Source organism: Priestia sp. 179-F W1.4 NHS, assembly GCF_045369295.1.
GTDB lineage: Bacteria > Bacillota > Bacilli > Bacillales > Bacillaceae_H > Priestia > Priestia zanthoxyli.
This window is the reverse complement of sequence record NZ_JBIQFF010000007.1, coordinates 139,917-162,174: the sequence shown is the minus strand read 5'-3', so window position 1 is coordinate 162,174 and position 22,258 is coordinate 139,917. Positions and strand designations below refer to the sequence as shown.

The 22,258-nt window shown below is 37.6% G+C and carries 27 protein-coding genes; 11 read left to right on the top strand and 16 right to left on the bottom strand.

All coding sequences use genetic code 11. The features are described from left to right. Positions 1-323: 323 nt before the first annotated feature. Positions 324-1,190, bottom strand: a complete 867-nt coding sequence (locus tag ACH0CI_RS23700) for a nucleotidyltransferase-like protein (RefSeq protein WP_013055174.1) — start codon at positions 1,188-1,190, stop codon at positions 324-326. Between the two features lie 222 nt (positions 1,191-1,412). Between ACH0CI_RS23700 and ACH0CI_RS23695 the strand changes: the two genes are divergently transcribed. Further along, positions 1,413-1,772 carry a YgzB family protein gene (locus ACH0CI_RS23695; protein WP_014461817.1) on the top strand — a complete coding sequence of 120 codons (360 nt, stop codon included), beginning with the start codon at positions 1,413-1,415 and terminating at the stop codon, positions 1,770-1,772. A gap of 22 nt (positions 1,773-1,794) precedes the next feature. Here the strand turns inward: ACH0CI_RS23695 and perR are convergent, their stop codons facing one another. The 6 genes from perR to ACH0CI_RS23665 form a co-directional block, all read right to left on the bottom strand. Further along, entirely contained in the window at positions 1,795-2,229 is a 435-nt protein-coding gene (gene perR / locus ACH0CI_RS23690; RefSeq protein WP_013055172.1) for a peroxide-responsive transcriptional repressor PerR, read from the bottom strand. A gap of 254 nt (positions 2,230-2,483) precedes the next feature. Then, the gene (gene bcp / locus ACH0CI_RS23685; RefSeq protein ID WP_028412424.1) at positions 2,484-2,954 is read right to left on the bottom strand and encodes a thioredoxin-dependent thiol peroxidase; all 471 of its coding nucleotides are present in this window, start codon (positions 2,952-2,954) and stop codon (positions 2,484-2,486) included. Between the two features lie 69 nt (positions 2,955-3,023). Further along, positions 3,024-3,416 (bottom strand): ion channel, encoded by a 393-nt coding sequence (locus ACH0CI_RS23680; RefSeq protein WP_013081554.1) that lies wholly within the window; start codon positions 3,414-3,416, stop codon positions 3,024-3,026. 92 nt (positions 3,417-3,508) lie between these two features. Beyond that, entirely contained in the window at positions 3,509-4,294 is a 786-nt protein-coding gene (locus tag ACH0CI_RS23675) for an ABC transporter permease (RefSeq protein WP_013055169.1), read from the bottom strand. A 9-nt stretch (positions 4,295-4,303) separates the two neighbouring features. Continuing rightward, on the bottom strand, positions 4,304-5,095 hold the full coding sequence (locus tag ACH0CI_RS23670) for an ABC transporter permease (protein WP_274863198.1): 792 nt from the start codon (positions 5,093-5,095) through the stop codon (positions 4,304-4,306). Further along, positions 5,088-6,101: an ABC transporter ATP-binding protein gene (locus tag ACH0CI_RS23665; RefSeq protein WP_047751720.1), complete on the bottom strand. Its 1,014-nt coding sequence runs from the start codon at positions 6,099-6,101 to the stop codon at positions 5,088-5,090. Before ACH0CI_RS23665 ends, ACH0CI_RS23670 begins: the two co-directional genes overlap by 8 nt. Positions 6,102-6,303: 202 nt before the next feature. Here ACH0CI_RS23665 and ACH0CI_RS23660 point away from each other — a divergent pair, with 202 nt between their 5' ends. Next, positions 6,304-7,602 (top strand): glutamate-1-semialdehyde 2,1-aminomutase, encoded by a 1,299-nt coding sequence (locus ACH0CI_RS23660; protein WP_028412426.1) that lies wholly within the window; start codon positions 6,304-6,306, stop codon positions 7,600-7,602. 327 nt (positions 7,603-7,929) lie between these two features. Continuing rightward, on the top strand, positions 7,930-9,018 hold the full coding sequence (locus tag ACH0CI_RS23655) for an FUSC family protein (RefSeq protein ID WP_013081550.1): 1,089 nt from the start codon (positions 7,930-7,932) through the stop codon (positions 9,016-9,018). Between the two features lie 35 nt (positions 9,019-9,053). Here the strand turns inward: ACH0CI_RS23655 and ACH0CI_RS23650 are convergent, their stop codons facing one another. The 5 genes from ACH0CI_RS23650 to fabL form a co-directional block, all read right to left on the bottom strand. Next, positions 9,054-10,805, bottom strand: coding sequence for an ABC transporter ATP-binding protein (locus ACH0CI_RS23650; RefSeq protein WP_013081549.1), 1,752 nt, complete (start codon positions 10,803-10,805; stop codon positions 9,054-9,056). 169 nt (positions 10,806-10,974) lie between these two features. After that, on the bottom strand, positions 10,975-11,511 hold the full coding sequence (gene ntdP / locus ACH0CI_RS23645) for a nucleoside tri-diphosphate phosphatase (RefSeq protein ID WP_013055163.1): 537 nt from the start codon (positions 11,509-11,511) through the stop codon (positions 10,975-10,977). Between the two features lie 195 nt (positions 11,512-11,706). After that, the gene (locus tag ACH0CI_RS23640) at positions 11,707-11,967 is read right to left on the bottom strand and encodes a YgaB family protein (RefSeq protein WP_014461824.1); all 261 of its coding nucleotides are present in this window, start codon (positions 11,965-11,967) and stop codon (positions 11,707-11,709) included. 189 nt (positions 11,968-12,156) lie between these two features. Further along, positions 12,157-12,450 carry a gamma-type small acid-soluble spore protein gene (locus ACH0CI_RS23635; RefSeq protein WP_028412428.1) on the bottom strand — a complete coding sequence of 98 codons (294 nt, stop codon included), beginning with the start codon at positions 12,448-12,450 and terminating at the stop codon, positions 12,157-12,159. Positions 12,451-12,547: 97 nt separating this feature from the next. Beyond that, positions 12,548-13,297 (bottom strand): enoyl-[acyl-carrier-protein] reductase FabL, encoded by a 750-nt coding sequence (fabL, locus tag ACH0CI_RS23630; protein WP_028412429.1) that lies wholly within the window; start codon positions 13,295-13,297, stop codon positions 12,548-12,550. A 116-nt stretch (positions 13,298-13,413) separates the two neighbouring features. On the opposite strand from fabL, the gene ACH0CI_RS23625 reads away from it, so the two are divergent. Beyond that, positions 13,414-13,638 carry a hypothetical protein gene (locus ACH0CI_RS23625; protein ID WP_406902355.1) on the top strand — a complete coding sequence of 75 codons (225 nt, stop codon included), beginning with the start codon at positions 13,414-13,416 and terminating at the stop codon, positions 13,636-13,638. Positions 13,639-13,672: 34 nt separating this feature from the next. On the opposite strand, the gene mutY is transcribed toward ACH0CI_RS23625, so the two are convergent. After that, a complete protein-coding gene (gene mutY, locus ACH0CI_RS23620) occupies positions 13,673-14,767 on the bottom strand; it encodes an A/G-specific adenine glycosylase (protein WP_154990659.1) in 1,095 nt (364 codons plus the stop codon). A gap of 242 nt (positions 14,768-15,009) precedes the next feature. On the opposite strand from mutY, the gene ACH0CI_RS23615 reads away from it, so the two are divergent. Continuing rightward, positions 15,010-15,990: a metal-dependent hydrolase gene (locus ACH0CI_RS23615; protein WP_028412431.1), complete on the top strand. Its 981-nt coding sequence runs from the start codon at positions 15,010-15,012 to the stop codon at positions 15,988-15,990. A gap of 63 nt (positions 15,991-16,053) precedes the next feature. Here ACH0CI_RS23615 and ACH0CI_RS23610 read toward each other — a convergent pair whose 3' ends face one another. Then, entirely contained in the window at positions 16,054-16,323 is a 270-nt protein-coding gene (locus ACH0CI_RS23610) for a YfhJ family protein (protein ID WP_028412432.1), read from the bottom strand. A 135-nt stretch (positions 16,324-16,458) separates the two neighbouring features. Here ACH0CI_RS23610 and ACH0CI_RS23605 point away from each other — a divergent pair, with 135 nt between their 5' ends. Then, positions 16,459-16,614 carry a small, acid-soluble spore protein K gene (locus ACH0CI_RS23605; protein ID WP_028412433.1) on the top strand — a complete coding sequence of 52 codons (156 nt, stop codon included), beginning with the start codon at positions 16,459-16,461 and terminating at the stop codon, positions 16,612-16,614. A gap of 84 nt (positions 16,615-16,698) precedes the next feature. Here ACH0CI_RS23605 and ACH0CI_RS23600 read toward each other — a convergent pair whose 3' ends face one another. Further along, a complete protein-coding gene (locus tag ACH0CI_RS23600; protein WP_028412434.1) occupies positions 16,699-17,013 on the bottom strand; it encodes a YfhH family protein in 315 nt (104 codons plus the stop codon). 82 nt (positions 17,014-17,095) lie between these two features. On the opposite strand from ACH0CI_RS23600, the gene ACH0CI_RS23595 reads away from it, so the two are divergent. Continuing rightward, entirely contained in the window at positions 17,096-17,749 is a 654-nt protein-coding gene (locus ACH0CI_RS23595) for an SDR family NAD(P)-dependent oxidoreductase (protein ID WP_406902354.1), read from the top strand. A gap of 108 nt (positions 17,750-17,857) precedes the next feature. Here the strand turns inward: ACH0CI_RS23595 and recX are convergent, their stop codons facing one another. Then, a complete protein-coding gene (gene recX / locus ACH0CI_RS23590) occupies positions 17,858-18,667 on the bottom strand; it encodes a recombination regulator RecX (protein WP_098999469.1) in 810 nt (269 codons plus the stop codon). Positions 18,668-18,765: 98 nt separating this feature from the next. Between recX and ACH0CI_RS23585 the strand changes: the two genes are divergently transcribed. The 4 genes from ACH0CI_RS23585 (at position 18,766) to ACH0CI_RS23570 (ending at position 21,890) form a co-directional block, all read left to right on the top strand. Continuing rightward, positions 18,766-19,668, top strand: a complete 903-nt coding sequence (locus tag ACH0CI_RS23585) for a TIGR01777 family oxidoreductase (protein WP_155008634.1) — start codon at positions 18,766-18,768, stop codon at positions 19,666-19,668. Between the two features lie 60 nt (positions 19,669-19,728). Further along, positions 19,729-20,856, top strand: coding sequence for an amidohydrolase (locus tag ACH0CI_RS23580; RefSeq protein ID WP_033580772.1), 1,128 nt, complete (start codon positions 19,729-19,731; stop codon positions 20,854-20,856). A gap of 255 nt (positions 20,857-21,111) precedes the next feature. Beyond that, positions 21,112-21,672, top strand: a complete 561-nt coding sequence (locus tag ACH0CI_RS23575; RefSeq protein WP_013055149.1) for a GNAT family N-acetyltransferase — start codon at positions 21,112-21,114, stop codon at positions 21,670-21,672. A gap of 101 nt (positions 21,673-21,773) precedes the next feature. After that, the gene (locus ACH0CI_RS23570) at positions 21,774-21,890 is read left to right on the top strand and encodes a YfhE family protein (RefSeq protein ID WP_013055148.1); all 117 of its coding nucleotides are present in this window, start codon (positions 21,774-21,776) and stop codon (positions 21,888-21,890) included. The last annotated feature ends 368 nt before the right edge of the window (positions 21,891-22,258 follow it).

Sequence of the window (22,258 nt, the reverse complement as noted above, 5' to 3'; positions counted from 1 at the left end):
TAAAAAATAAAAATTAACGTTGACGTTTGTCGCTTTGTTCAGTTTTCAAAGTTCAACCGCCGCTCTTAAGCGACTTTTTAATCTTACCAGTTTATCTCTTTCTTGTCAACAACTTTTTTAAGAAGTTTTTTCAAGTTTTTGATAAATTTAGTATCGCTCATCAGCGACGTATATAAATTTACCACGGATATTTTAAAGCGTCAATAGATTTTTAAAAATAAATCGTGTTTTTTTAGAAAAACCTTTTATCCAGACTATAAAATCATGTGTCAGGGCATCTATACGTCATAACCATACCGTATCAGATACCCTTTCTCTCTCTATCATTTCGCCACATAGTGTCTATGGTACAAACTCTTTCCTTTGGTTTCTACTTTTTTTACCATAATGATATCTTTTTCAATTAAAAACTCAAGGAGTATTCCTAAGTCAATAGCATAAGGGCGTATTTCGGGATGATGAACAAGTTCATTAAACGTCCATTCCTGCTTTTCACTTTTCATAATATGAACAAGATGCTTCGCACCCAATTCAGTTTTTTTATTGACTAGAAATTCACTTGCTAAGAAAAGCAGCTCCAAACGCTTGCTAACCTCTTCTTGGCTAATAATTAGCTCTTCGTAAAGACGATGAATTTCAGGTTCTATTTTTTTCACTTGGTTCCACACTGTCACTTCTGGGTGAAATCCATTTTCCAACACAGACAGTCGTGCTAAATGATGAAGAGCATGAATGACATGATTGAATGCATCTAAATAATGATTAGACGCATAAAAGTCTTTTCCTTCTTTAAATCGGCGAATCAACTTAGCAAACTCGACACCTATTCTCTTTGTCCGATCTTCTCTAGGGAAATCAATTAAGCGTTTCTTTAAGTTTTCCATATATTCGTTTCGATCAAATAGCACTTTACCATTTAAGATCCAATCAATAATACGGCGGTTCGTCCCATTCATAATCCATTCACTCATTTGCTGTTCAGAAGCCATATAAAGTGCAGCACGCTCATTTTCATATTCGTATTGTTTAATAAAAAGAGAAGTTTCTGTGGTTTTGGTCACAATAAATAAGATAGCATCCAAATTATCCGTCACTGGAGATTCTGATTTCTTTTTTTCAATCAGTAAAATACCGAGTGTGTCTTTATTGCTAGCTCTTTCTTGATATATTGGCCGTAAAACATCTTCCATTTTGAGCTCTCCTAACTGTAATAGACAAATATTTTTCAAAATTTTAAAGGCTATGGACTAAGATTTCTTTTTTTATTATATACGATGTATAACGGATATCCCACTCAGAATTATGGAAATCATTCAGAAAGCTCAAAAACTACGGATAATTTTCCGAAGATTCAATTTTTATTACTATTCACTGTCTCACTCTATGATATATTGGTAATAGGGGGGATACTGATGGGGATAAAGTATTCAAATAAAATTAACAAGATTCGCACGTTTGCACTCAGCCTGATCTTTGTTGGTTTCATTGTTATGTATGGGGGAATTTTCTTTCGGTCTTCAGTCTGGCTAATGACTATTTTTATGCTTTTAGGTTTACTGTGCATCGTAGCTAGTACCGGCGTTTATTTCTGGATTGGCATGCTTTCTACAAAAGCAGTTCAAGTAACCTGCCCTACATGTCAAAAGCAAACCAAAATGCTAGGGCGCGTAGATATGTGTATGTATTGCAACGAGCCGCTTACGCTTGACCGGTCTCTTGAAGGAAAACAATTCGATGAAAAGTATAATAGAAAAAAACAAAAAGAAAGCTGATAGTATCACTACTATCAGCTTATTAATGCGCTTTTTTAGCCGTACAATCAGGACACGTTCCGTAAATTTCCATTCGGTGGTGACTAATATCAAAGTCAGTAATATGAGCAGCCAGCTTTTCTACTTCGTCTAAACCAGGATAATGAAAATCCACAATTTTTCCGCAGCTTTCGCAAATCACATGGTAATGCTCTGTTGTAACATAATCAAACCGGCTTGATGCATCACCGTATGTTAGTTCCTTTACAATACCTACTTCGCGAAATACTCTTAAATTATTGTAAACGGTTGCTACACTCATATTTGGAAACTTACCTTCCAGCGCTTTATAAATATCATCTGCTGTTGGGTGTGTCATAGAATTGATTAAATACTCTAAAATAGCATGACGTTGTGGTGTAATACGAACGCCAGTACCTTTTAACGTTTCAAGGGCTTCTTGTAAATGATTTGACACGTCATGCACCCCTCTTCTATAAGTATTATTACTTTATAATTCTTATAATTAGTCTACATGTTTTACCCACGTTTTGTCAACTTGATGCCTATTCCTATTTTATGTAATAAGTAGAAATTATTCATATATGTTATGCAAAAAAAGAAGTGTGGAAATCAATCCACACTTTTAAATATATTAACATCTGAGGAGGTATGCCCTACACTGATATTGTATGTTCAAAGACTAAAACTGCTCTAGTTATCTGCCTGTTTTTATGCCATTTTTTCTTTAATAAATGATAAAGCTTCTTCCACATGCCCTTTTACTCGAACCTTGCGATACTCTTTTACGAGCGTTCCTTCTTTATCAATGATAAAAGTGGAGCGTTCAATGCCCATATATTCTTTTCCAAAGTTTTTTTTCAGTTTCCATACTCCATACTCTTCAGCTACGCTGTGATCTTCGTCAGCTAAAAGCAAGAATGGAAGACCGTGCTTATCAATAAACTTATGGTGTTTGTCGATTGGATCCGGGCTCACTCCTAGAATCACCGCATCTAGCTCTTCAAAATTTTCATGCTGATCTCTGAAATCACAAGCTTCCGTTGTACAGCCTGGCGTCATATCTTTCGGATAAAAATACAGCACAACGTTTTTTCCTTTCATCGAAGCGAGTGATACTTGCTCTCCATTTGTAGACATTAATACAAAATCGGGTGCTTTTTCTCCAACTACAGCTGTCATATTTATCTGCTCCTTTACGCTTTTCATTTTCTTTGAATAGCGTACCCAATATTAGATAAGATGACAAGTTTAAGTGCGGGTAACAGTTCGCATCACAAAGATTGCAGGCATAATGTAGCCGATAAACGCTTCAAAAGTTGCAAATAATTTCCCAATTCCAACCGGATACATATCTCCGTATCCTACTGAAAATAACGTCGCTGCGCTGAAATACATGCTGTTAAACAGCGTATAAAAGTAATGACCTTCATGTTCAAACCCTCCGCTTAACACTGGAATACTTCCCATCTCACACACTGTATAAATAAGGCTAAACCCCAATAAAACTGTGATATATGAATAAAACAAGACAAAGAAATGACCAATTGAGAAAAAATGAAATTCTCCAAGTTCTTTTTCAAAAAGAAACTTCATACTACCGATTACAAAAACAATGATAACGAGGATTAGAAAAATAACCATCATTCTACTCCTTTAATTTATACTCTACTACCACTATACGCGCATCCTTGTCCATTCATTACTACTCAGAAACCACGAAAAAGAGCAGGCATTTAATTGCCTGCTCCTCTGTATTTTTTGACACCTGTATTCCATAAGAAAATAGAGATTACAAAAAAGACGATTCCCATCACCGGGGTTAAAAATGCATATCCGTACCATTCTGACCTTCCTAAGAAATAAGCAGCTGGATATACGCCTACAAATGCAAAAGGAAGAATCCACGTTAAAACATATCGGATGACATTATTATAAATATCTACAGGATACCTTCCGTAGTTTCCAATATTATAAATAGTAGGCATAATAGAGGTTCTGGCATCCGACCAGAAGCCTATGCTTGCTAAGGCGATGAAAATTCCTGCGTATACAAGCGCTCCTCCTAAAATAAACAATAGAAAAATAAAAACATCATACCACTGGAAATGAAGGTGTAAAGAAGACGCAGCGTAAGCCATTACGGCAATCCCTGTGATACCACCAAACAATGATTCCAGTTCCATCCGCTCTAAAATAACTTGAAACAAACTGTGAATCGGCCGCGTTAAAATTCGGTCCATTTCACCTTTGACAATGTAGCGCTCGTTGAAATCCCAAATGTTAAAGAAAGACGAAAAAATAGCAAAAGGGACCAAAAAGAAACCATAAATAAAGATAATTTCCTCTCGTGACCATCCGTGCAGCGACTGAGTATGTCCAAATACAACTAAAATAAAAATCAAATTAACTGTTTGAAACAATAAGTCTGAAATGATTTCAACTACCATATCGGTGCGATACTGAAGCCTTGTTTTCATATATTGACTAATGTACTGAAAGAAAATCGAAAAATAAAACATTTTCATAGACTACCCTCCTTGAATAACCATTTTTTTCTTCGCTATGTTCCACAAACACGCAATAGGAATAAATAGAAGCCCTGACCAAACTGCTTGTGTAATAAGAGCATGTATTACTTCCTGCCCTTTAAATCCATTTGTGAAAATCATGCTCGGAATATAACTAATGGCCTGAAAAGGGAAATAGCTCATAATATGTTGCGCCCATAAAGGATAGAAACTGATGGGCAGAAGAAGTCCTGAAAACAAATCAATAACAACGCGCTTCGCTCGAATGAGTCCGTCATTGTTAAAGAGAAAAAAAGTCGTAATACCCGTTAATAAATTAATTTGTGTATTAATAATGAAACTAAAAATTAAAGACAGTCCAAAATAAAGCCATGTTGCGGCATTGGCTGAAAACTGTACTGGAAATAAAAACGCGACAATAATCATACCGGGCACTGAGAAAAACAGCAGCCGAAAAATCCCTTCTCCCAGTCCTTGCATTGTTTTCATACCAAGGTAGCTATAAGGCTTAATTAACTCTACTGCCACCTTGCCATCTTTAATTTCCATTGCCATTTCACGGTCAATGTTATTAAAATAAAAGGCTCTTGCCATCCATGAAACGGCTACATACGTTGTCATTTGGGTAATGGATAACCCTTGAATATTCTCTTTTCCTCCATAAATAGCGGACCATAAAAAGTAGTAAGCACCAATATTGATCGCATAAATCAATATTCCGCTGTAATAATTCGTCCGATACGCCAGCATCATTAAAAAGCGAATGCGTATCATCTCTATATATTTATCCATTCACAACACCTTCTTCATAAATGTTGCGGATGATTTCTTCCGTTGAAATTTCTTCAATGTTAATATCACTGATTTCGTGCTTTGCCACCACTTTAGCAATCAGCTGTGACATTAAGTCTCCTTTATTTTGAAGCTGCGCTGTCCACAAATATTTTTGATCACCTTCAATCCAGTTAACAGGCATCCCTTGCGTCAATAGCTTCAACTGCTCTTTATTTGGCGCAGTTCCAAATTCAAACGTGACTTGTTTAAGATCTCCCCAATTCGAACGCAGCTTTTGCAGTGATCCGTCATAAATAATACTGCCTTCATCGAGCATTACAACGCGTTCACATAAAGCTTCAATATCTGCTAAATCATGTGTCGTAAGCAAAATCGTCGTATTATATTTTTCATTAATTTCTTTTAAAAATTGGCGGATTTTTAATTTAACCAGCACATCTAAACCGATCGTCGGTTCATCTAAAAATAGAAGCGGCGGATTATGAATAAGAGCAGCAGCCAGCTCACAGCGCATTCTTTGACCTAGAGAAAGCTTTCGCACCGGCTTATCTAGCAGCGGTCCAATATCTAACGTTTGAATAACATGTTCCATATGAGCGTTATAATCTTCATCTGACACTTTGTATACTTTTTTTAACAAGCGAAAAGATTCTTGTACGGCAATATCCCACCACAGCTGAGAGCGTTGACCAAAAACAACTCCAATCGTTTGGGCAAACTTCTCCCTTTCTTTATGAGGGTTCATTCCATTTACGGTAATCTCGCCTGAAGTAGGAGTTAAGATTCCTGTCAGCATTTTGATTGTGGTCGATTTCCCCGCTCCGTTTTCTCCTATATAACCTACCATTTCCCCTTGTTTTACGGTAAACGAAATATCGTTCACAGCTTTCATAACTCTATAATTACGGGTAAATAAATCCCGGAATGCCCCTTTAAGGCCAGAGCGGCTAGAATAGGCTTTAAATTCTTTCCGAAGTTGATTCACCTCAATAGCATTTTTCATTGTATTCCCTCCGTTACGTCGACGTATTAGTGGTTTCTTTTATTGTTTCCGGCGCCCTTGCTAGCAACTCCTCTGCGAGATGAGGAACTATTTTCTAGCAGTTAGCTCACAAATTTCTATCATACACGTTCTCGAATGTTTTTCAAGAAACAAATAAGTTTGATAGAATAAAGAAGTTGAACTTTTCATTAGGAGGCATAACATGCAATTTACAAAATCAGAACAATTACACGCTGAAGCGCTCGAACATATTGTAGGCGGCGTTAACAGCCCTTCACGTTCATATAAAGCCGTAGGAGGCGGAGCACCTGTTGCAATGGAAAAGGCAAGCGGAGCTTATTTCTGGGACGTCGATGGAAATAAATATATTGACTATTTAGCAGCTTACGGCCCTATTATTACAGGACACGCTCATCCTCATATCACGAAAGCTATTACAAAAGCAGCTGAAACTGGTGTTCTTTACGGTACGCCAACTGCTCATGAAGTCACATTTGCTAAAATGCTCAAAGAAGCGATGCCCGCATTAGATAAAGTGCGCTTCGTCAACTCTGGAACAGAAGCAGTTATGACAACAATCCGTGTAGCACGCGCTTATACTGGACGCGATAAAATCATTAAATTTGCAGGTTGCTATCACGGCCATTCCGACCTTGTATTGGTAGCAGCTGGATCTGGCCCTTCTACGCTCGGAACTCCTGACTCTGCAGGTGTACCAAAAAGTATCGCTAATGAAGTCATCACAGTTCCTTTTAACGATATTGAGCCTTACAAGGAAGCATTAGAAAAATGGGGCGATCAAATTGCAGCTGTTTTAGTAGAACCAATCGTTGGAAACTTTGGAATTGTTGAGCCAGAACCTGGCTTTTTAGAACAAGTTAACGAATTAACTCACGAAGCTGGAGCACTTGTTATTTATGATGAAGTGATTACAGCATTTCGCTTTATGTACGGCGGAGCTCAAGATTTACTTGGTGTAAAACCTGATCTGACTGCATTTGGAAAAATCATCGGCGGAGGTCTTCCAATCGGAGCCTACGGCGGTAAAAAAGAAATCATGGAAAAAGTGGCGCCGCTTGGACCGGCTTATCAAGCAGGTACAATGGCAGGAAACCCAGCGTCTATTCTTTCTGGGATTGCTTGCCTGGAAGTACTAAAGCAAGAAGGTGTTTATGAACAGCTAGATAAGCTAGGGGCGATGCTCGAAGAAGGTATTTTAAAACATGCTCGTACATATAACATGCCTATTACGATCAATCGATTAAAAGGCGCTCTTACTCTCTACTTTACAACAGAAACGGTTAAAAACTATGAACAAGCAGAAAATACAGACGGCGAATTATTCGCACGCTTCTTTAAACTAATGCTCCACCAAGGCGTCAACTTAGCTCCTTCGAAATATGAAGCATGGTTCCTTACTACAGCTCATACAGAAAAAGATATTACCGACACTTTAGAAGCTGTAGAAAAAGCATTTAAACAGTTAAGTGAAGAACGCTAATTTTTACTCTAAAGCACTCGTTTGAAAATGAGTGCTTTTTTATCTTACCTTTGGGTTTCCTTATAGAACATTCCCACCTTTCATAACCATTTCTTACGCGTCATCTCCTTTTTGTCATCCTGTCGAAAAATCCCGAGAAATACCCTTATTTTTCTGCTTGTTTTCTCTTGATATCCATTCTTAAACCTTGTATAGTATGTTATTGTTTATATTATTTTCAACAGGTTATGTAATAAAGAAGGATTGATTTTTGCAATTTATCATTTGTTTTGGGGAACATTCTTCATAACGAAAAAACTTTTTTACAGAAAGGAACTACGAACGCACATGAAACTTGGTGCCCGCATCTTAAAAACGGGAATTGCCATTACACTTTCATTGTTATTAGGTGAATTTCTAAGTTTACCATCTCCAATATTTGCGGCAATTGCGGCAGTTTTTGCAATTCAACCGTCTATTTACAGATCTTATTTAACAATATTGGAGCAAATACAGGCGAATGTGATTGGAGCTGCTTCTGCAGTTTGTTTTGGACTTATTTTTGGTACCCATCCCATCATTATTGGTTTTACCGCTGTTGTTGTCATTGCAGTCAACTTAAAATTACGTATTAATAATACAATTGGGCTTGCGCTTGTGACAGTAATTGCAATCATGGAAAATCCAGGAGATAATTTCGTTGAATATGCACTTATACGCTTTGGTACAGTGTTACTTGGGGTATTCTCAGCATTTATTGTCAATCTTATTTTTATTCCGCCAAAGTATGAAACAAGATTGTATTATAAAATTGTAAGCACAACGGAAGAAATTATTAAATGGATTCGCATGAATCTTTATCACGCATCTGAGCACACGTTGTTAAAAGAAGACATTGAAAAAATGAAAGACAATGTGGCTAAAATGAATCAAATCTTTGATTTTTACAAAGAAGAACGCACTTATTCAACCAAAAAACGTTTTGTTAAGTCACGCAAGCTCGTTTTATTTCGTCAAATGATTACCGTAACAACAAGAGCTCTTACAACCTTGAAACTACTTCACCGAGTGGAAAATGATCTTCAAGTCATGCCGCAGCAATTTCAAGATTTAATCAAATCTGAAGTTGAGTGCCTGTTAATGTATCATGAGCAAGTATTATTAAAATTCATTGGGAAATTACGCGTACAGCCAACCACTACTGTACCAAACGAAGCCTGCGTTGGAAAACGAGCTTTAATCGATAAATTTATGCAGTACAAAATATACGATAATGATGAAGAGAATAAGGTTATTTATCATATCTTCCCTTTAATTTCTGTCATCATTGAGTATAGTGAAGAGTTAGAGCATCTTGATAAGCTGATTGATACGTTCCAAAACTATCACAAGGATGCTAACTCATTTGATATTAACCATCAGCGACAAGAAGATTAAAAACACCACCTATTGTTAGACAATAGGTGGTGTTTTTAAATTGTATCAAGCTGCTGAACGTTAAAGAGCTGATAGTAATGACCTTTTTTCTTAATTAACTCCTCATGAGAACCTCGTTCGACTACTCTTCCATTTTCTAAAAGTACAATTTCATCAACATGAGTAATTGTAGATAAACGATGGGCTACAATGAAAGTCGTACGGTCTTTTGCTAGTTCAGCTAATGCTTCTTGAATATAGTGCTCACTTTCCAAATCTAGAGCTGAAGTGGCTTCATCAAAAATAAGAATAGCTGGATTTTTTAAAAATACGCGCGAAATGGAAATACGCTGCTTCTGTCCCCCTGATAGCTTCATTCCCCGCTCTCCCACTTTTGTATCATATCCTTCGGGCAAATTCATAATAAAATCGTGGGCATTTGCGGCTTTTGCCGCAGCAATTACTTCTTCATCTGTCGCTCCTGGCTTTCCAAGCAGTATATTGTTTTTAACCGTGTCACTAAACAACACCGTATCCTGCAGGACGATTCCAATCTTATCTCGCAGGCTGCGTACTTTATAGGTTTTGATATCAATGTCATCAATGAGAATTTTCCCCTCTGTCACATCATAAAAGCGCGGAATTAAGCTGATAAGCGTGGATTTCCCTCCTCCGCTCATTCCAACAAACGCAACGGATTTTCCTTTTTCTACATCTAAATTAATATCATGAATCACAGGTTTTTCTTCTTCTTCATAAGCAAATGAAACGTGCTCAAACTGCACCTTTCCATGAAGCTCAGTACATTCTTTTGCATCTTTCTTGTCTGTAATATCGTATTCTTCATCAATGAACTCGAACACCCGGTCCATAGATGCAACAGACTGCGTGAGCGTAGTCGATGAATTGACCAAGCGGCGAAGCGGATTATACAAGCGGTCAATATAGGCCACAAATGCTACCATCGTTCCTACGCTAAGACTTTCTGTGATGACTTGATATCCAGCAAATGTAATCACGATTAAAGGTGCCAAATCGGTAATGGTGTTCACTACTGCAAATGTTTTGGCATTCCAATTCGTATGATTGATTGCTTTTTGTAGAAAATTTGAATTTTGCTTATCAAATTGTTTCTGCTCATGAGGCTCAATAGCAAAGCTGCGAATAACAGAGATTCCTTGAACCCTTTCATGCAAGTGACCCTGTACTTCGGCTAAAGCCTGCGAACGGACTCGCGTTAAATGGCGCAGACGACTGTAAAAATATTTTACAGAGAACGCATAAACCGGCAGCAAAATAATCGATACCAGTGTTAAAGGTACATTCATCGTAAACATAATCACAATGGCTATTACAATCGTCATCATATCAAGCCATACGTTCATTAAGCCTGTGATAACAAAGTTTTTTGTTTGCTCTACATCATTAATGACTCGTGAAATCACTTCACCCGCTCGCGTGTTTGCATAGTAACGCAAGCTAAGCTTTTGAATATGGCTAAACAGCTGATCCCGAATATCATATAATACTTTGCTCGATACCCACTGAGCATAATACTGCCTGTAATATTCAATGGGAGGTCTTAACACTAAAAATATAACAAACGAAATCCCCATAATCGTCACCATTTTATGAACTTTTTCAGAGGAAGACATGCCATGTCCATTTACGATATCGTCCAAAACATATTTCAAAAGCAGCGGAATTAATAAAGGAATAGCAAATTTAATAATACCAATTAAGACAGTGCCGACAATTTGCCATTTGTATGGCTGTACAAACTTCATGTAGCGTCTTATACTTCCCATAAAATCTCCCCTTTCTATCTATGAGGGCAAGCTTTCTTAGTATATGTACACGCGTCGATTTTTTAGTGCTTTTATCTCTTCTAAAAGATGGCGACCATAACGCCAAAAAGAACATTATATCAAACAGTCAGCTTTAGACGGCCTAACATAATGTTCTCTAGCTCATTCATCAAGAATGCCGATATGTTAAAAAACGTTCATACCAAATGTCAATGAAATCTGGAGCAAACGGGCCTTTTCGCTGGCGAATCCAACCTTTTAACTCCTCGACGTGATTATGTAAAATACGGTCAATCACTTCTGGATAATTCATTTCTTTTCGATGCTTCTCATATTCATCTTCATCAAGAAGGGTGTATGTCATATCTGGATAGACTTTAATATCTAAATCATAATCAATATATTTGAGCGCTTCATTGTCATCATAAATGAACGGCGAACTGATATTGCAGTAATAATAAATTCCATCTTCACGGATCATCCCAATGACGTTAAACCACTGCTGAGCATGAAAATAACAAATTGCCGGCTCTCTTGTGACCCATGTTCGTCCATCTGATTCTGTAACGACTGTACGATCATTTCCTCCAATCACTAAGTTATTGGTTGCTTTTAATACGGTTGTCCGATCCCACACGCGATGAATATGTCCATTATGCTTGTAGCTGTGTATTTGAATTGTTTCTCCTTCCACCGGAATTCCCATCTCCAATACCTACTTTCATTTTAGCACTTAAAAAAATTCATATAACGTCTCCATTTGTCTTATGTTTATTATAACGGTTTCTCTCTCATTTTAACACAAATGTGCTAACCTTCTTGAATTCAAAAAAGTCACTCCCCCTACTTTTCCTTTGCTTAGCAGCCTTAAAAAAGAGAGGAAGTGACACATCAATGTTCATTAAGCAAGTGTAGAGCAAGCCCCTTCACTTTTATATGTACGAATAATGTCTTCGGTTTGTGCTTCAAACGTCAATTGAATCTCTTTTAATTTTAGCTTCATTTCACTAATTTCATCTTGCACAGAATGAAGTTTTGCTTCTTCATGAAGTTTTACTAGTTCACCTTCGATTTCCTGACAACGCTCAATCTCAGACTGCAAAAACAGAAGTTGATCCATGGTCTCCAATTGTTGAGTCACTAGCTGATCAAATTTTTTCATACGATAGCTCCTCCCTATTTGCTTTAACCATACACGCGGCACTTCTGTTAACATTCTGTTTAGGTGAGACAGATTCCTTTGACGAGTTGTGTAAAGTTTCAAGAAGTTTTGTCATACTTTGTTGCTTTTTATATAAGAAAAAGCGAACTTAACATCGCCGTTTGAAAGACGTTAAGTTCGCTTTTGATATTAACCTTGGTATTTACCAGCGTTTTGGTTTTTCTTTGCTTCAGCTTGTGCGTTTTGTTGTCTCACTTCTTGAGCACTTGTTTCGCTAGCAAATTCAGTACCGAAGTTGTTTTTAGATGCTTGAGCATTTTGGCTTTTGTTTGCCGCTGCTTGTGCATTTTGTTGCTTCACTTCTTGTACATTTGTTTCGCTACCAAATTCAGTACCGAAGTTGTTTTTAGATGCTTGAGCATTTTGGTTTTTCACGTGTTGTGTGCTTGTACCAGATGCTGTTTTGTTAGTTTGTTTTGCCATTGTAATCACCTCCACGAAAATTAATATGCCCGGGAGGTAAATAGGGTATGCAAACTTTTTTCAGTATTTTAAAGCGCAAGCACAAAATACATTTACCTTACATTAAAAGTGAACGCCCTCCGTCAATAATAAGCGTTTGACCGCAAATCATATTTGCTTGATCGGAGACTAAGAACATCACTGCATCTACCATGTCTTTTGGCTCCACCATACGACCAGCTGGAGTATGTTTGCGCGCATCATCTAACAGTTCATCACGATTTGGGAAGTGCTTTAATGCTTCTGTATCCACAGCACCTCCAGATACAGCATTTACCACAATATTTTTTGGAGCAAGCTCCACTGCTAAATAGCGGGTCAATGCTTCTACAGCAGCTTTTGACACGCCTACTGTTGTATAATTTTCCAAATAGCGAATAGAACCGAGCGAACTGATGGTAACAATCTTTCCTCCGCCTACTTTTTCCATACGTTTAGCCGCTTCTTGTGCACAGAATAAATATCCTTTGCTATTGATGTCCATTGTCCAATTCCAGTGAGTTTCTTCTAATTCCATAATAGGACGTAAAACTCCTGAAGCTGCATTACTTACAAATACGTCTAAGCGACCGAATGCGTCATCAATTTGCTCAAACATTTCTTTAATTTTCTCTACTTTTCCTACGTTTGCTTTAACAACTAATGCTTCTCTGCCTAATGCTTTGATTTCTTCGGCTACTTCCTGCGCTGCACTTTTGCTTCGTGCATAGTTTAATACAATATCGTATCCTTCTTTAGCAAGACGTAAGGCAATCTCTTTACCAATACCTCTGCTGCTTCCCGTAACTAGTGCTACCTTTTGTGACATGATGTCATCTCCCTTATGTATCATATTATCTTTACATTGTACTGATTTTATCGCATAAGAAACAAGTAATATAGGGAAAATAGATAAAACTTGATAAAATGAACGAGGTGAATAGAATGTATGTAGGTCGAGACATGACGGCTCTTTCAATGATTTCTAAAAGCGAGTGGAAAGACAGCGAGCTTGCGTTTTCCCATCACTCTTTACAGCAAATGACGCCGTATTTAAATGCTGAAGGACAAAGTATTCATCAGCAAATTATTAAAGAAATTGAAGCACGAGGCGGGTTACAGCACCACGAAGCAGATTATACACACGGCACGCACGTATCATATGATTAAATAAAAAGAAGCGCGGAGTTTATCCACGCTTCTTTTATTTAACAAGCAAATATTCTTTTAAGATTTTTTGATGGGAAACCGGAAATGCATATTGTTCTAAGTCTTTTTCAGAAACTACTTTCAAATTTTTTAATGCACTGATATCACTTGCAAGCTCTGCTTCATATACTGTGATGTTCCAGACGATATGAGAAAACACGTGCTGAATTGTGGTAAACGGCGCATGAATTTTAATATCAGCTCCGTACTCGTTTTGAATAAATGCCTGAAGCTGATGATGATCTGGCGCTATACTAAGATCTACTTCTATATTTGGAAATTCCCATAGATTAGCTAAAAGTCCTTTGCTTGGACGCTTATGAATTAGATAATTTCCTTCACCGTCTTTAATCACCGCTGCAGCAAGCTGAAGAGCACGCGGCGCTTTTTTCTTTGATTTAACGGGAAGCTCATTCTGCACTCCTTCTTCAAAAGCGCGGCAGTGTTCGCGAACTGGACATAACAAACAGGAAGGAGAAGTTGGTGTACAGACAATGGCACCAAGCTCCATCATACCTTGATTGAAATAGGAAGGATTATCTGTTGAAATAATTTCATGCACGATTTCTTCAAACAACTTTCTTGTTTTCGGTTTTGCAATATCATCCCAAACGGATAAAATGCGCGATAGCACACGCATGACATTTCCATCTACAGCAGGCTGCGGCACTCCGTATGCAATACTTAAAATGGCCCCTGTTGTATAAGGACCCACTCCTTTTAGTTTGGAGATTTCTGCTGGCGTATTTGGAACTTCTCCCCCGTATTGTTCGTGAACTTCTCGAACCGCAGTTTGCAAATTACGGGCACGAGAATAATAGCCTAATCCTTCCCACGCTTTTAACACATCATCTTCATTCGCATAAGCTAAGTCTTTGATAGTGGGAAATTTGCTAATAAAATTATTAAAATAAGGAATGACCGTATCTACTCTCGTTTGTTGAAGCATAATTTCAGATACCCACACCTTATAAGGGTCCTGATCTTGACGCCAAGGTAAAATGCGCTGTTCCTGCTCAAACCAAGAGATTAAGTCATTTTGAAATGCTTGAATATCAAAATTTTGTACAATATCTTTACTTTGTTTCACGTCATAGCCTCCGAGGTATTAACTATACATATACAATGTGTTGCTTTTTGAATCTTAGTAACTTTATGATAACCTTATAACAACTACAAATATGAATAGTAAAATGAATTGTTCAAATAATGAATAAAAACAGCCAATTTGCTGCGTTAATAATAAAATGAGATTTTTTGCTTTAAATCAAGCTTTCATGCTGAATTAGAATAATCTAAGATCGTCATCATCTTACAAAGGAGGAGTTCGCTCTGGATACTGGTACACACATTGCAATGGGAATCGCTCTGGGCGGCCTTGCAACATTAGACCCCACTGTATCTGCGAATACAGCCACAATGGATGCTGTGATGATTGGCGTAATGGCCGGGTCATTAGCACCTGATTTAGACACTGTTTTAAAGCTGCGAAATAATGCACAGTATATCCGCAATCACCGTGGAATTACACATTCTATCCCGGCTGTTATTTTATGGCCTTTGCTTATCGTGTTCATTCTTTCGCTTCTGCTGCCAGGAGCTAACTTGCTGCACCTATGGATGTGGACCTTTGCAGGCGTCATTATTCACGTTTTTGTTGATATCTTTAACGCTTATGGCACGCAGGCTTTACGGCCTTTCACAAATAAATGGATTGCTCTTGGCGTAATCAACACGTTTGATTACGTGATTTTCTCAGCCCACGTGCTCGCAATTTTAATCTGGTTTATTGGAGCAGAGCCAGGACCAACATTCATTACGCTATATGTGTTATTGGCGTTTTACTATGGACTGCGCTTTTATATGCGCCACCAAATCGCCAAGAAGCTTCGAAAACAGTTTCCTGATGTTATCAAGCTCAATATCTCTCCTACGCTGCGTTTCACTCACTGGCACTTAGCCGTGACGACCGAAAAGTACTTTCATGTAGGAAGAGCAATCGGAGAAGAAATTTTTATTTATGATACGTTTGATAAAGTTCCAATTCCTGAATCGGCCGTAATTGAAGTAGCGAAAAAAGATGAAAATTTATCTGCTTTTCTTTCCTTTTCACCTATTTATAGATGGGAACTGGACGAATATAACGACCACATTGAAGTGCGCTTTATTGATTTACGCTACCGCAGCAAAGACTACTATCCATTTGTAGCCGTGGTCCAGCTTGATTACGATTTAAATATTATTTGTTCGTACACTGGTTGGATTTTCAGTGAGAAAAAATTGCGTAAAAAGCTTGATTACCTCCCGCACTAATCATAACAAGAACAAATATGAAACCCAAAAACGAACCGTCTTGAGAAGACGGTTCGTTTTTATTTAATGTTTTAAATAGTCATCGTTATTTAATAAATGCTGATATTTAGGGTTTTTAACCGCGATTTCATGAAGTTTGTCACCGTAGCTGTTGATGTACATCGTAACAACCTTTTCCGTCGCTTCTTTCCCTTTATAATCATATCCTGCTTTTGCGTAAGATGACTCAAAATCTTCCCAGAAAAGTTCGACCCATGTACGGGCTTGAGCGTATGAAAGCGAACTATTTTTGCTTAATAGCTGATTCGTTAATCTTTCGAATATATCGTTCATAAGAACACCTCGATTACCAAAATTCTTTATGAGTATGTTTGCACTTTTAACTTACACTATAAATGCGGAGTTATTCACTCCCTCATGTACTATATCATAACCGCAACGCTTTCTGTTGTAAAAGGAGAGGTATCGATGCGCAATAAAGCAAAAGATTTTACAAACCAACATCATACTAAGTTTGAAGGCGAACCTCGAGCAAAAGCAGAATACGCTTCAAAACGTGCAAATGGAACGATCAATACGCATCCGCAAGAACGTATGCATGCTTCTAATGAGCGCGAAGAATAACCGCTTGCTTTGCTTATTTGTTTAAAAGTAAAGCGAATATAGATATCAAACAAGCAGCACATTTCGTGCTGCTTGTTCGTCCCTTTATTTTTTCAACATGGAAATAGGCAATGCCTCTTCGTTTTGCGGTGAACCAAGTCTAAACCCCCATGCAAAAACTCCGTTCATATAATCAATTTTAAAATATGAACCCGGATCTCCTTGAATTTCATATACTTCCCCTGCTTGAAACGTTTCAGGATCCAATAAGTACGATCTAGCCATTGTTACTTTTCTTTCTAATACTGCATACTCATTGACCATGCCAAGCTGTTCAGCTTTTCGTGCTTTTTCTTGAAGAGACCCAATTTCTTGTTGAAGTTCATACGTCGTCATATCACTGTAACGTTTTTCAGACATGCTGTTTTCCCCCTTGTTTGCTTTCATTTTATTATAACAAAAGGTATAACTAAAGGGAGACTATGAAAAGGGAGTTTTGGGAATGAAAACAGTGCTAATCACAGGCGGTGCGACGGGTCTTGGAAAAGAACTCGCAAAACTTTACGCAAAAGACTGCAACGTCATTCTAGCTGGACGCAATCAACAGAAATTAACTGAGGCGCAGCATGAGCTAGGAGAAAACGTATATACGATGTCTGTAGATATTACACAGTATGAAGAAGTAGGAAAATCTGTAGAAAAACTGCTGATGCAGCATTCAGTAGATATCCTTATCAACAACGCAGGCATTGGACATTTTGGTCCTTTGATAGATTATACAAAACAAGCAATCGATGAAGTCATCGATACAAATGTAAAAGGAACTATTTTTTTAACGCAAGCGCTTATGCCTCATCTCTTGACGAGACCTGAACCTAAAGTTATGAATATCATTTCAACTGCAGGACTTCGAGGGAAAGCCAATGAAAGCGTCTATGTGGCAAGTAAATTTGGCGTAAGGGGATTTACAGAAAGTTTAAAAGTGGAGTACCAAGATACCAACCTTCATGTGACGGCAGCTTATATGGGAGGCATGAATACTCCTTTTTGGGATCACAACAACCATATTAAAGATAAAAGCCGCTTGAGCTCAGCTTCAGAAATCGCTGAGATTATTTATAAACAGCAGAATGACTCAGAAGATATTTTGTTTTAAAAAGATTGAAGCATCACAATAAAAAAATCCGAACGAGTTGGATTCTCTATCAAGAATCTCGATTCATCGTTCGGATCTTCCTTCAACTAACATACTTTTTTCCCCGCTCTATTCCTCTTCAATAGAATCTAGAAATGATTGAATTTGTTCAATGGAGAATCCTTTTCTATAAAGAGCCTGCTTCATTTTTTGCTGATATTCCCAGCCTTCATACTTTGAAAAACGACGATGAGCTTTCATTCCTTGATATTGCAGAGCTTCCCAAACCTCATCGCTTTCTTTTTCTGTATCCGTTCGCTGAAATGCTTCTTGAATAACAGAAAACGAATAGCCCTTCACTGCCAATGCTTGTTCCATTTTTTGTTTCATCATTACTTGAGATAATTTTTTATATTTCCCTTTTAACTTTTCAATTAATTTTACAGCAGTTTGAATTTGCTGTTCTTCAGGGTATTCACATAAACTAAGGGTAATAATGGAATCAGAAATCCCCTTTTCTTTTAATTCTCTTTGAATCACATTTGGTCCTTTTGGTGTTGTGTTCATCTGAGTTAACACAAATGCTTTTGCAAACTCTTCATCATTTAAATAACGGTGGCTGACTAGTTTCTGAATAACTTGTTGAATAATAGTAGAGTTAATTTCTTTTTTCTTTAAATAATCATGTACCTCTTTTTCAGAGCGCATTCGATAAGATAAGTAAATGATCGCTAAATTATAAGCTTTTTTCTCATCATCTGCGTACTGAATTTCCGTTAATTCAAATTCATCAAGCTCACGACCTTTTTTTAAGTCATATTTGATGAGGACATTTTCGTCAACACCAAAGCCAAACTCTTCACCTTTACCGTAATCTAAATACACATTATAACGTTCACCGCTATTCTTTTGCGTTGTGATCTTTGTGACAACAGGCATTAACCTTCACCTCATATTTCTTATTTAAATTGATGGCTGAAGAACCGCCAAACGTATCATACACGTTTTTATTTATCTCAATAAAGGAGGAAGTTCGTATGAAAATTGTTATTGCTGGAGGAACTGGATTCGTAGGTAAAGCTTTAACAAAACATTTTTTAACACAAAAACATTATGTATATATTTTAACACGCAATGCAGATAAAGCTGCAAGAGATCCGAAACTTAAATATGTAGAGTGGATGCAAGAAAACAGCCAACCTGAAGAGCATGTAGAAGGAGCAGACGTTTTTATCAATTTAGCTGGCGTTTCACTTAACAGCGGCCGCTGGACGGACGAACGCAAAAAAGCCATCGTGGAAAGTCGCCTTTCTTCTACTCAAGAAATTCTTCGCATTATGGCTTCTTTACCCGAAAAACCGTCACTTTATGTAAATGCAAGCGCCGTTGGTTATTACGGGACATCAACGAAAGAAACGTTCACAGAAGCTTCTCCATCGATCGGGACAGACTTTTTGGCTGAAACGGTAAAAAAGTGGGAAAATGAAGCGCTAAAAGCCATGGAAATCAATATTCGTACTGTCTTAACAAGATTCGGCGTTATATTAGGGAAAGATGGCGGAGCACTTCCTTCTACGGCCCTTCCTTATAAATTATTTGCAGGAGGAACAGTCGGTTCCGGAGAACAGTGGATGTCTTGGGTGCATCTTCAAGACGTCGTGAAGATCATTGATTACTGTATTCATACCGAACAAATAGAGGGAGCTGTTAACGTCACTGCCCCAAATCCCGTTCAAATGAAAGAGTTTGGAAAGACGATTGGAAAAGTGTTGAATCGTCCTCATTGGATGCCCGTACCTAGCTTTGGCCTTCAGCTGCTGATGGGAGAAATGAGTATGATTATTTTAAAGGGACAGCGCGTTTTACCTGAAAAATTGATTCAACAGAATTACATTTTTACATATACTGTATTAGAAGATGCATTGCGAGATTTACTCTAGTTATTTTCTGTTATTTCCCTAAAACAGGTGACTAAGCTGCCGATAGATAGGAGTAACTTTATGAAAACCATTCTCTTAAAAAATGCAACGCTCTATCCTATTACGTCAAAACCTATTTATAATAGTGATGTGCTCATTCAAGATGGAAAAATTGTTTTAATTGGGCCAAACTTGCAGCCACCTCTTCGAGTAGAAGTCATTGACTGCAAACAGCGTTATTTATTCCCTGGATTTATTGATGTTCATACACATCTAGGATTATATGATGAAGGAACCGGCTGGGCCGGGAATGATGCTAACGAAACCATTGAACCTATGACTCCACATATCCGAGCTTTTGACAGTGTACATCCTTTAGATCCTGGGTTTAAAGATGCCATTGAAGCGGGTATTACGTCTGTACACATTATGCCAGGAAGTGCAAATGTGATTGGAGGCACAACTTCCGTTATTAAAACAGCTGGAACAAGCATTTCTCAAATGTTAATTCAAGAGACAGCTGGACTTAAGATTGCGCTAGGAGAAAATCCAAAACGAATTCACAGCCACGGCAATAAAGAATCGATTACGCGAATGGGTATTATGGGGATGCTGCGAGAAGCCTTTTATCACGCAGCAAGCAGTGACAACAAAGATGATTTGCGCATCAAACCTCTCACTCAAGCACTGAATAGAGAAATTCCAGTTCGGATTCATGCTCATAGAGCCGATGATATTCTATCAGCTCTTCGCTTAGCAGATGAATTTCATTTAGACGTCCGTATTGAGCACTGTACAGAAGGCCATTTAATTGCTAAAGAGCTGGGTGGAAGAAATTTAAAAGTGAGCGTAGGTCCAACTTTAACACGCCGCTCAAAGGTTGAACTTAAGAATAAAACGTGGAAAACCTATCAAGCTCTTTGCAATGAAGGAGTAGAAGTTTCCATTACAACGGACCATCCTTATACGCCTATTCAGTATTTAAATATTTGCGCATCCATTGCCGTACGTGAAGGACTCGAAGAGCAAAAAGCATTAGAAGGCATCACGATTACTGCTGCTCGGAATCTCCGTATTGATCATCGAATCGGCAGTATCGAAGCAGGAAAAGACGCTGATTTAGTGCTATGGAGCCATCATCCCTTTCACTACTTAGCAAAGCCTATTTTTACCATGATAGATGGTAAAATATTATTTAAAAAAAATTAACATTTTACCTATTTTCTTTTTTTATTTTTTTTAGTATGATACGTTTAGAAGCATGTGAATTTCACAAAAGCATAAACATCACACGTTGACTTTTTATGTTTGTTGACTTGTAATGGGAAGGCAAATGGTGCGCCACCAGGTAACTGGTTCTAGTGGGTTCGATTCCCACCCCGAAATTTTTTTAATTATTAAAAAATTTCGAGGGTGGGGACTTGATTGGAGTCTGTATATACCCTCGATCAGGAGGGAAAAGTTATGTTAAAAAAACGTGACCTAAATGACTGTCAATCTCTATACGAACTCATGGTACATCCTGATGTCTTCCCTTTTGTTCGTCATAAAGCCCATTCCTATGAAGAATTTTTATTTGTGACTAAACAAACGATGGAAGCAGAAGATCATGGAGAAATTATTTCTCGCACGATTTTAGATGAATGGGGTAACCCTATCGGCACCATTAATTTATTTGATGTACAGGATCAAGCTGGTTTTTTAGGCACTTGGCTTGGCAAACCGTTTCATGGAAAAGGATATAATCAAATTGCAAAAGAAGCGTTCTTTAATGAACTGTTCTTTGAGTTAAATATAGAGCGAATTTTTATGCGAATCCGCAAAATCAACATCAGGTCTATTAAGGCTGCCGAAAAACTGCCTTATGCAGTACTTGCGAATGAAACACACAAAGCTTTATACGATGAAATTAATCAACATGAAGACGTATATGATTTATACGAAATTCCAAAAGACTTGTATACATTATACTACCTGCGTCACGAACAAGACGTTCAAGAAGATCACCAGCTTAAAGAAGCGTAAGAGTCTCTCCGTTACACGGAGAGCTTTTTTTATGATTAAAAACGAGAGATTCTGGAAAAAATAAGTAGCATGATCGAAAAACGTTAATTGGAGGTTTTTTTATGTCTGAAAAAAAACGAAAAGAAAACGCAAAAAATACGTTAAGTAGCGCTCAAGAAATCTATTACGGCCGCGAGTTTAAAAAAGCAGACCGTGCAGGCGGCTACACGAAAAAATAAGTGAGGCAAAACATCTCTATCCAACGCTTGATCATCCCAACGTCCTTTCTGTACACTGTGTATCGGAAGGACATTTTATATTATGTAAAGATAATAACGCGAAGATTTCATGCGTATGATTTACGATTTTTTAATACTTTACTATATCCACAAAGTTTACCCACAATTATGTGGATAATGTGCATAACTTTATCAGATATGTATATTACCGCTTTCATAACTTGAAATGACAGTGGGTAATTTTTATGTAAATTTTCTGAAAAAATGTGAATAATGTGGATAAAGTTGTGAATATCCTATACAATTCAGCAGTTAACTTCTTGTTAACCTGTGGATATCTTCTTTAGCACTTTCGTTTGTTTTAGTAA

Bases quoted from the DNA above. Each gene is read 5' to 3' on its own strand.
- ACH0CI_RS23640 (WP_014461824.1), bottom strand. From the start codon at position 11,967: ATGAAAAAATTTGATCAGCTAGTGACTCAACAATTGGAGACCATGGAT.
- ACH0CI_RS23655 (WP_013081550.1), top strand. From the start codon at position 7,930: ATGAAACTTGGTGCCCGCATCTTAAAAACGGGAATTGCCATTACACTT.
- ACH0CI_RS23650 (WP_013081549.1), bottom strand. From the start codon at position 10,805: ATGGGAAGTATAAGACGCTACATGAAGTTTGTACAGCCATACAAATGG.
- ACH0CI_RS23585 (WP_155008634.1), top strand. From the start codon at position 18,766: ATGAAAATTGTTATTGCTGGAGGAACTGGATTCGTAGGTAAAGCTTTA.
- ACH0CI_RS23675 (WP_013055169.1), bottom strand. From the start codon at position 4,294: ATGTTTTATTTTTCGATTTTCTTTCAGTACATTAGTCAATATATGAAA.
- fabL (WP_028412429.1), bottom strand. From the start codon at position 13,297: ATGTCACAAAAGGTAGCACTAGTTACGGGAAGCAGCAGAGGTATTGGT.
- ACH0CI_RS23670 (WP_274863198.1), bottom strand. From the start codon at position 5,095: ATGGATAAATATATAGAGATGATACGCATTCGCTTTTTAATGATGCTG.
- ACH0CI_RS23610 (WP_028412432.1), bottom strand. From the start codon at position 16,323: ATGAACGATATATTCGAAAGATTAACGAATCAGCTATTAAGCAAAAAT.
- ACH0CI_RS23605 (WP_028412433.1), top strand. From the start codon at position 16,459: ATGCGCAATAAAGCAAAAGATTTTACAAACCAACATCATACTAAGTTT.
- ACH0CI_RS23600 (WP_028412434.1), bottom strand. From the start codon at position 17,013: ATGTCTGAAAAACGTTACAGTGATATGACGACGTATGAACTTCAACAA.
- ACH0CI_RS23665 (WP_047751720.1), bottom strand. From the start codon at position 6,101: ATGAAAAATGCTATTGAGGTGAATCAACTTCGGAAAGAATTTAAAGCC.
- ACH0CI_RS23680 (WP_013081554.1), bottom strand. From the start codon at position 3,416: ATGGTTATTTTTCTAATCCTCGTTATCATTGTTTTTGTAATCGGTAGT.
- ACH0CI_RS23575 (WP_013055149.1), top strand. From the start codon at position 21,112: ATGTTAAAAAAACGTGACCTAAATGACTGTCAATCTCTATACGAACTC.
- ntdP (WP_013055163.1), bottom strand. From the start codon at position 11,511: ATGGGAATTCCGGTGGAAGGAGAAACAATTCAAATACACAGCTACAAG.
- ACH0CI_RS23580 (WP_033580772.1), top strand. From the start codon at position 19,729: ATGAAAACCATTCTCTTAAAAAATGCAACGCTCTATCCTATTACGTCA.
- ACH0CI_RS23635 (WP_028412428.1), bottom strand. From the start codon at position 12,450: ATGGCAAAACAAACTAACAAAACAGCATCTGGTACAAGCACACAACAC.
- bcp (WP_028412424.1), bottom strand. From the start codon at position 2,954: ATGACAGCTGTAGTTGGAGAAAAAGCACCCGATTTTGTATTAATGTCT.
- ACH0CI_RS23695 (WP_014461817.1), top strand. From the start codon at position 1,413: ATGGGGATAAAGTATTCAAATAAAATTAACAAGATTCGCACGTTTGCA.
- ACH0CI_RS23700 (WP_013055174.1), bottom strand. From the start codon at position 1,190: ATGGAAGATGTTTTACGGCCAATATATCAAGAAAGAGCTAGCAATAAA.
- recX (WP_098999469.1), bottom strand. From the start codon at position 18,667: ATGCCTGTTGTCACAAAGATCACAACGCAAAAGAATAGCGGTGAACGT.
- ACH0CI_RS23660 (WP_028412426.1), top strand. From the start codon at position 6,304: ATGCAATTTACAAAATCAGAACAATTACACGCTGAAGCGCTCGAACAT.
- ACH0CI_RS23595 (WP_406902354.1), top strand. From the start codon at position 17,096: ATGAAAACAGTGCTAATCACAGGCGGTGCGACGGGTCTTGGAAAAGAA.
- ACH0CI_RS23570 (WP_013055148.1), top strand. From the start codon at position 21,774: ATGTCTGAAAAAAAACGAAAAGAAAACGCAAAAAATACGTTAAGTAGC.
- ACH0CI_RS23625 (WP_406902355.1), top strand. From the start codon at position 13,414: ATGTATGTAGGTCGAGACATGACGGCTCTTTCAATGATTTCTAAAAGC.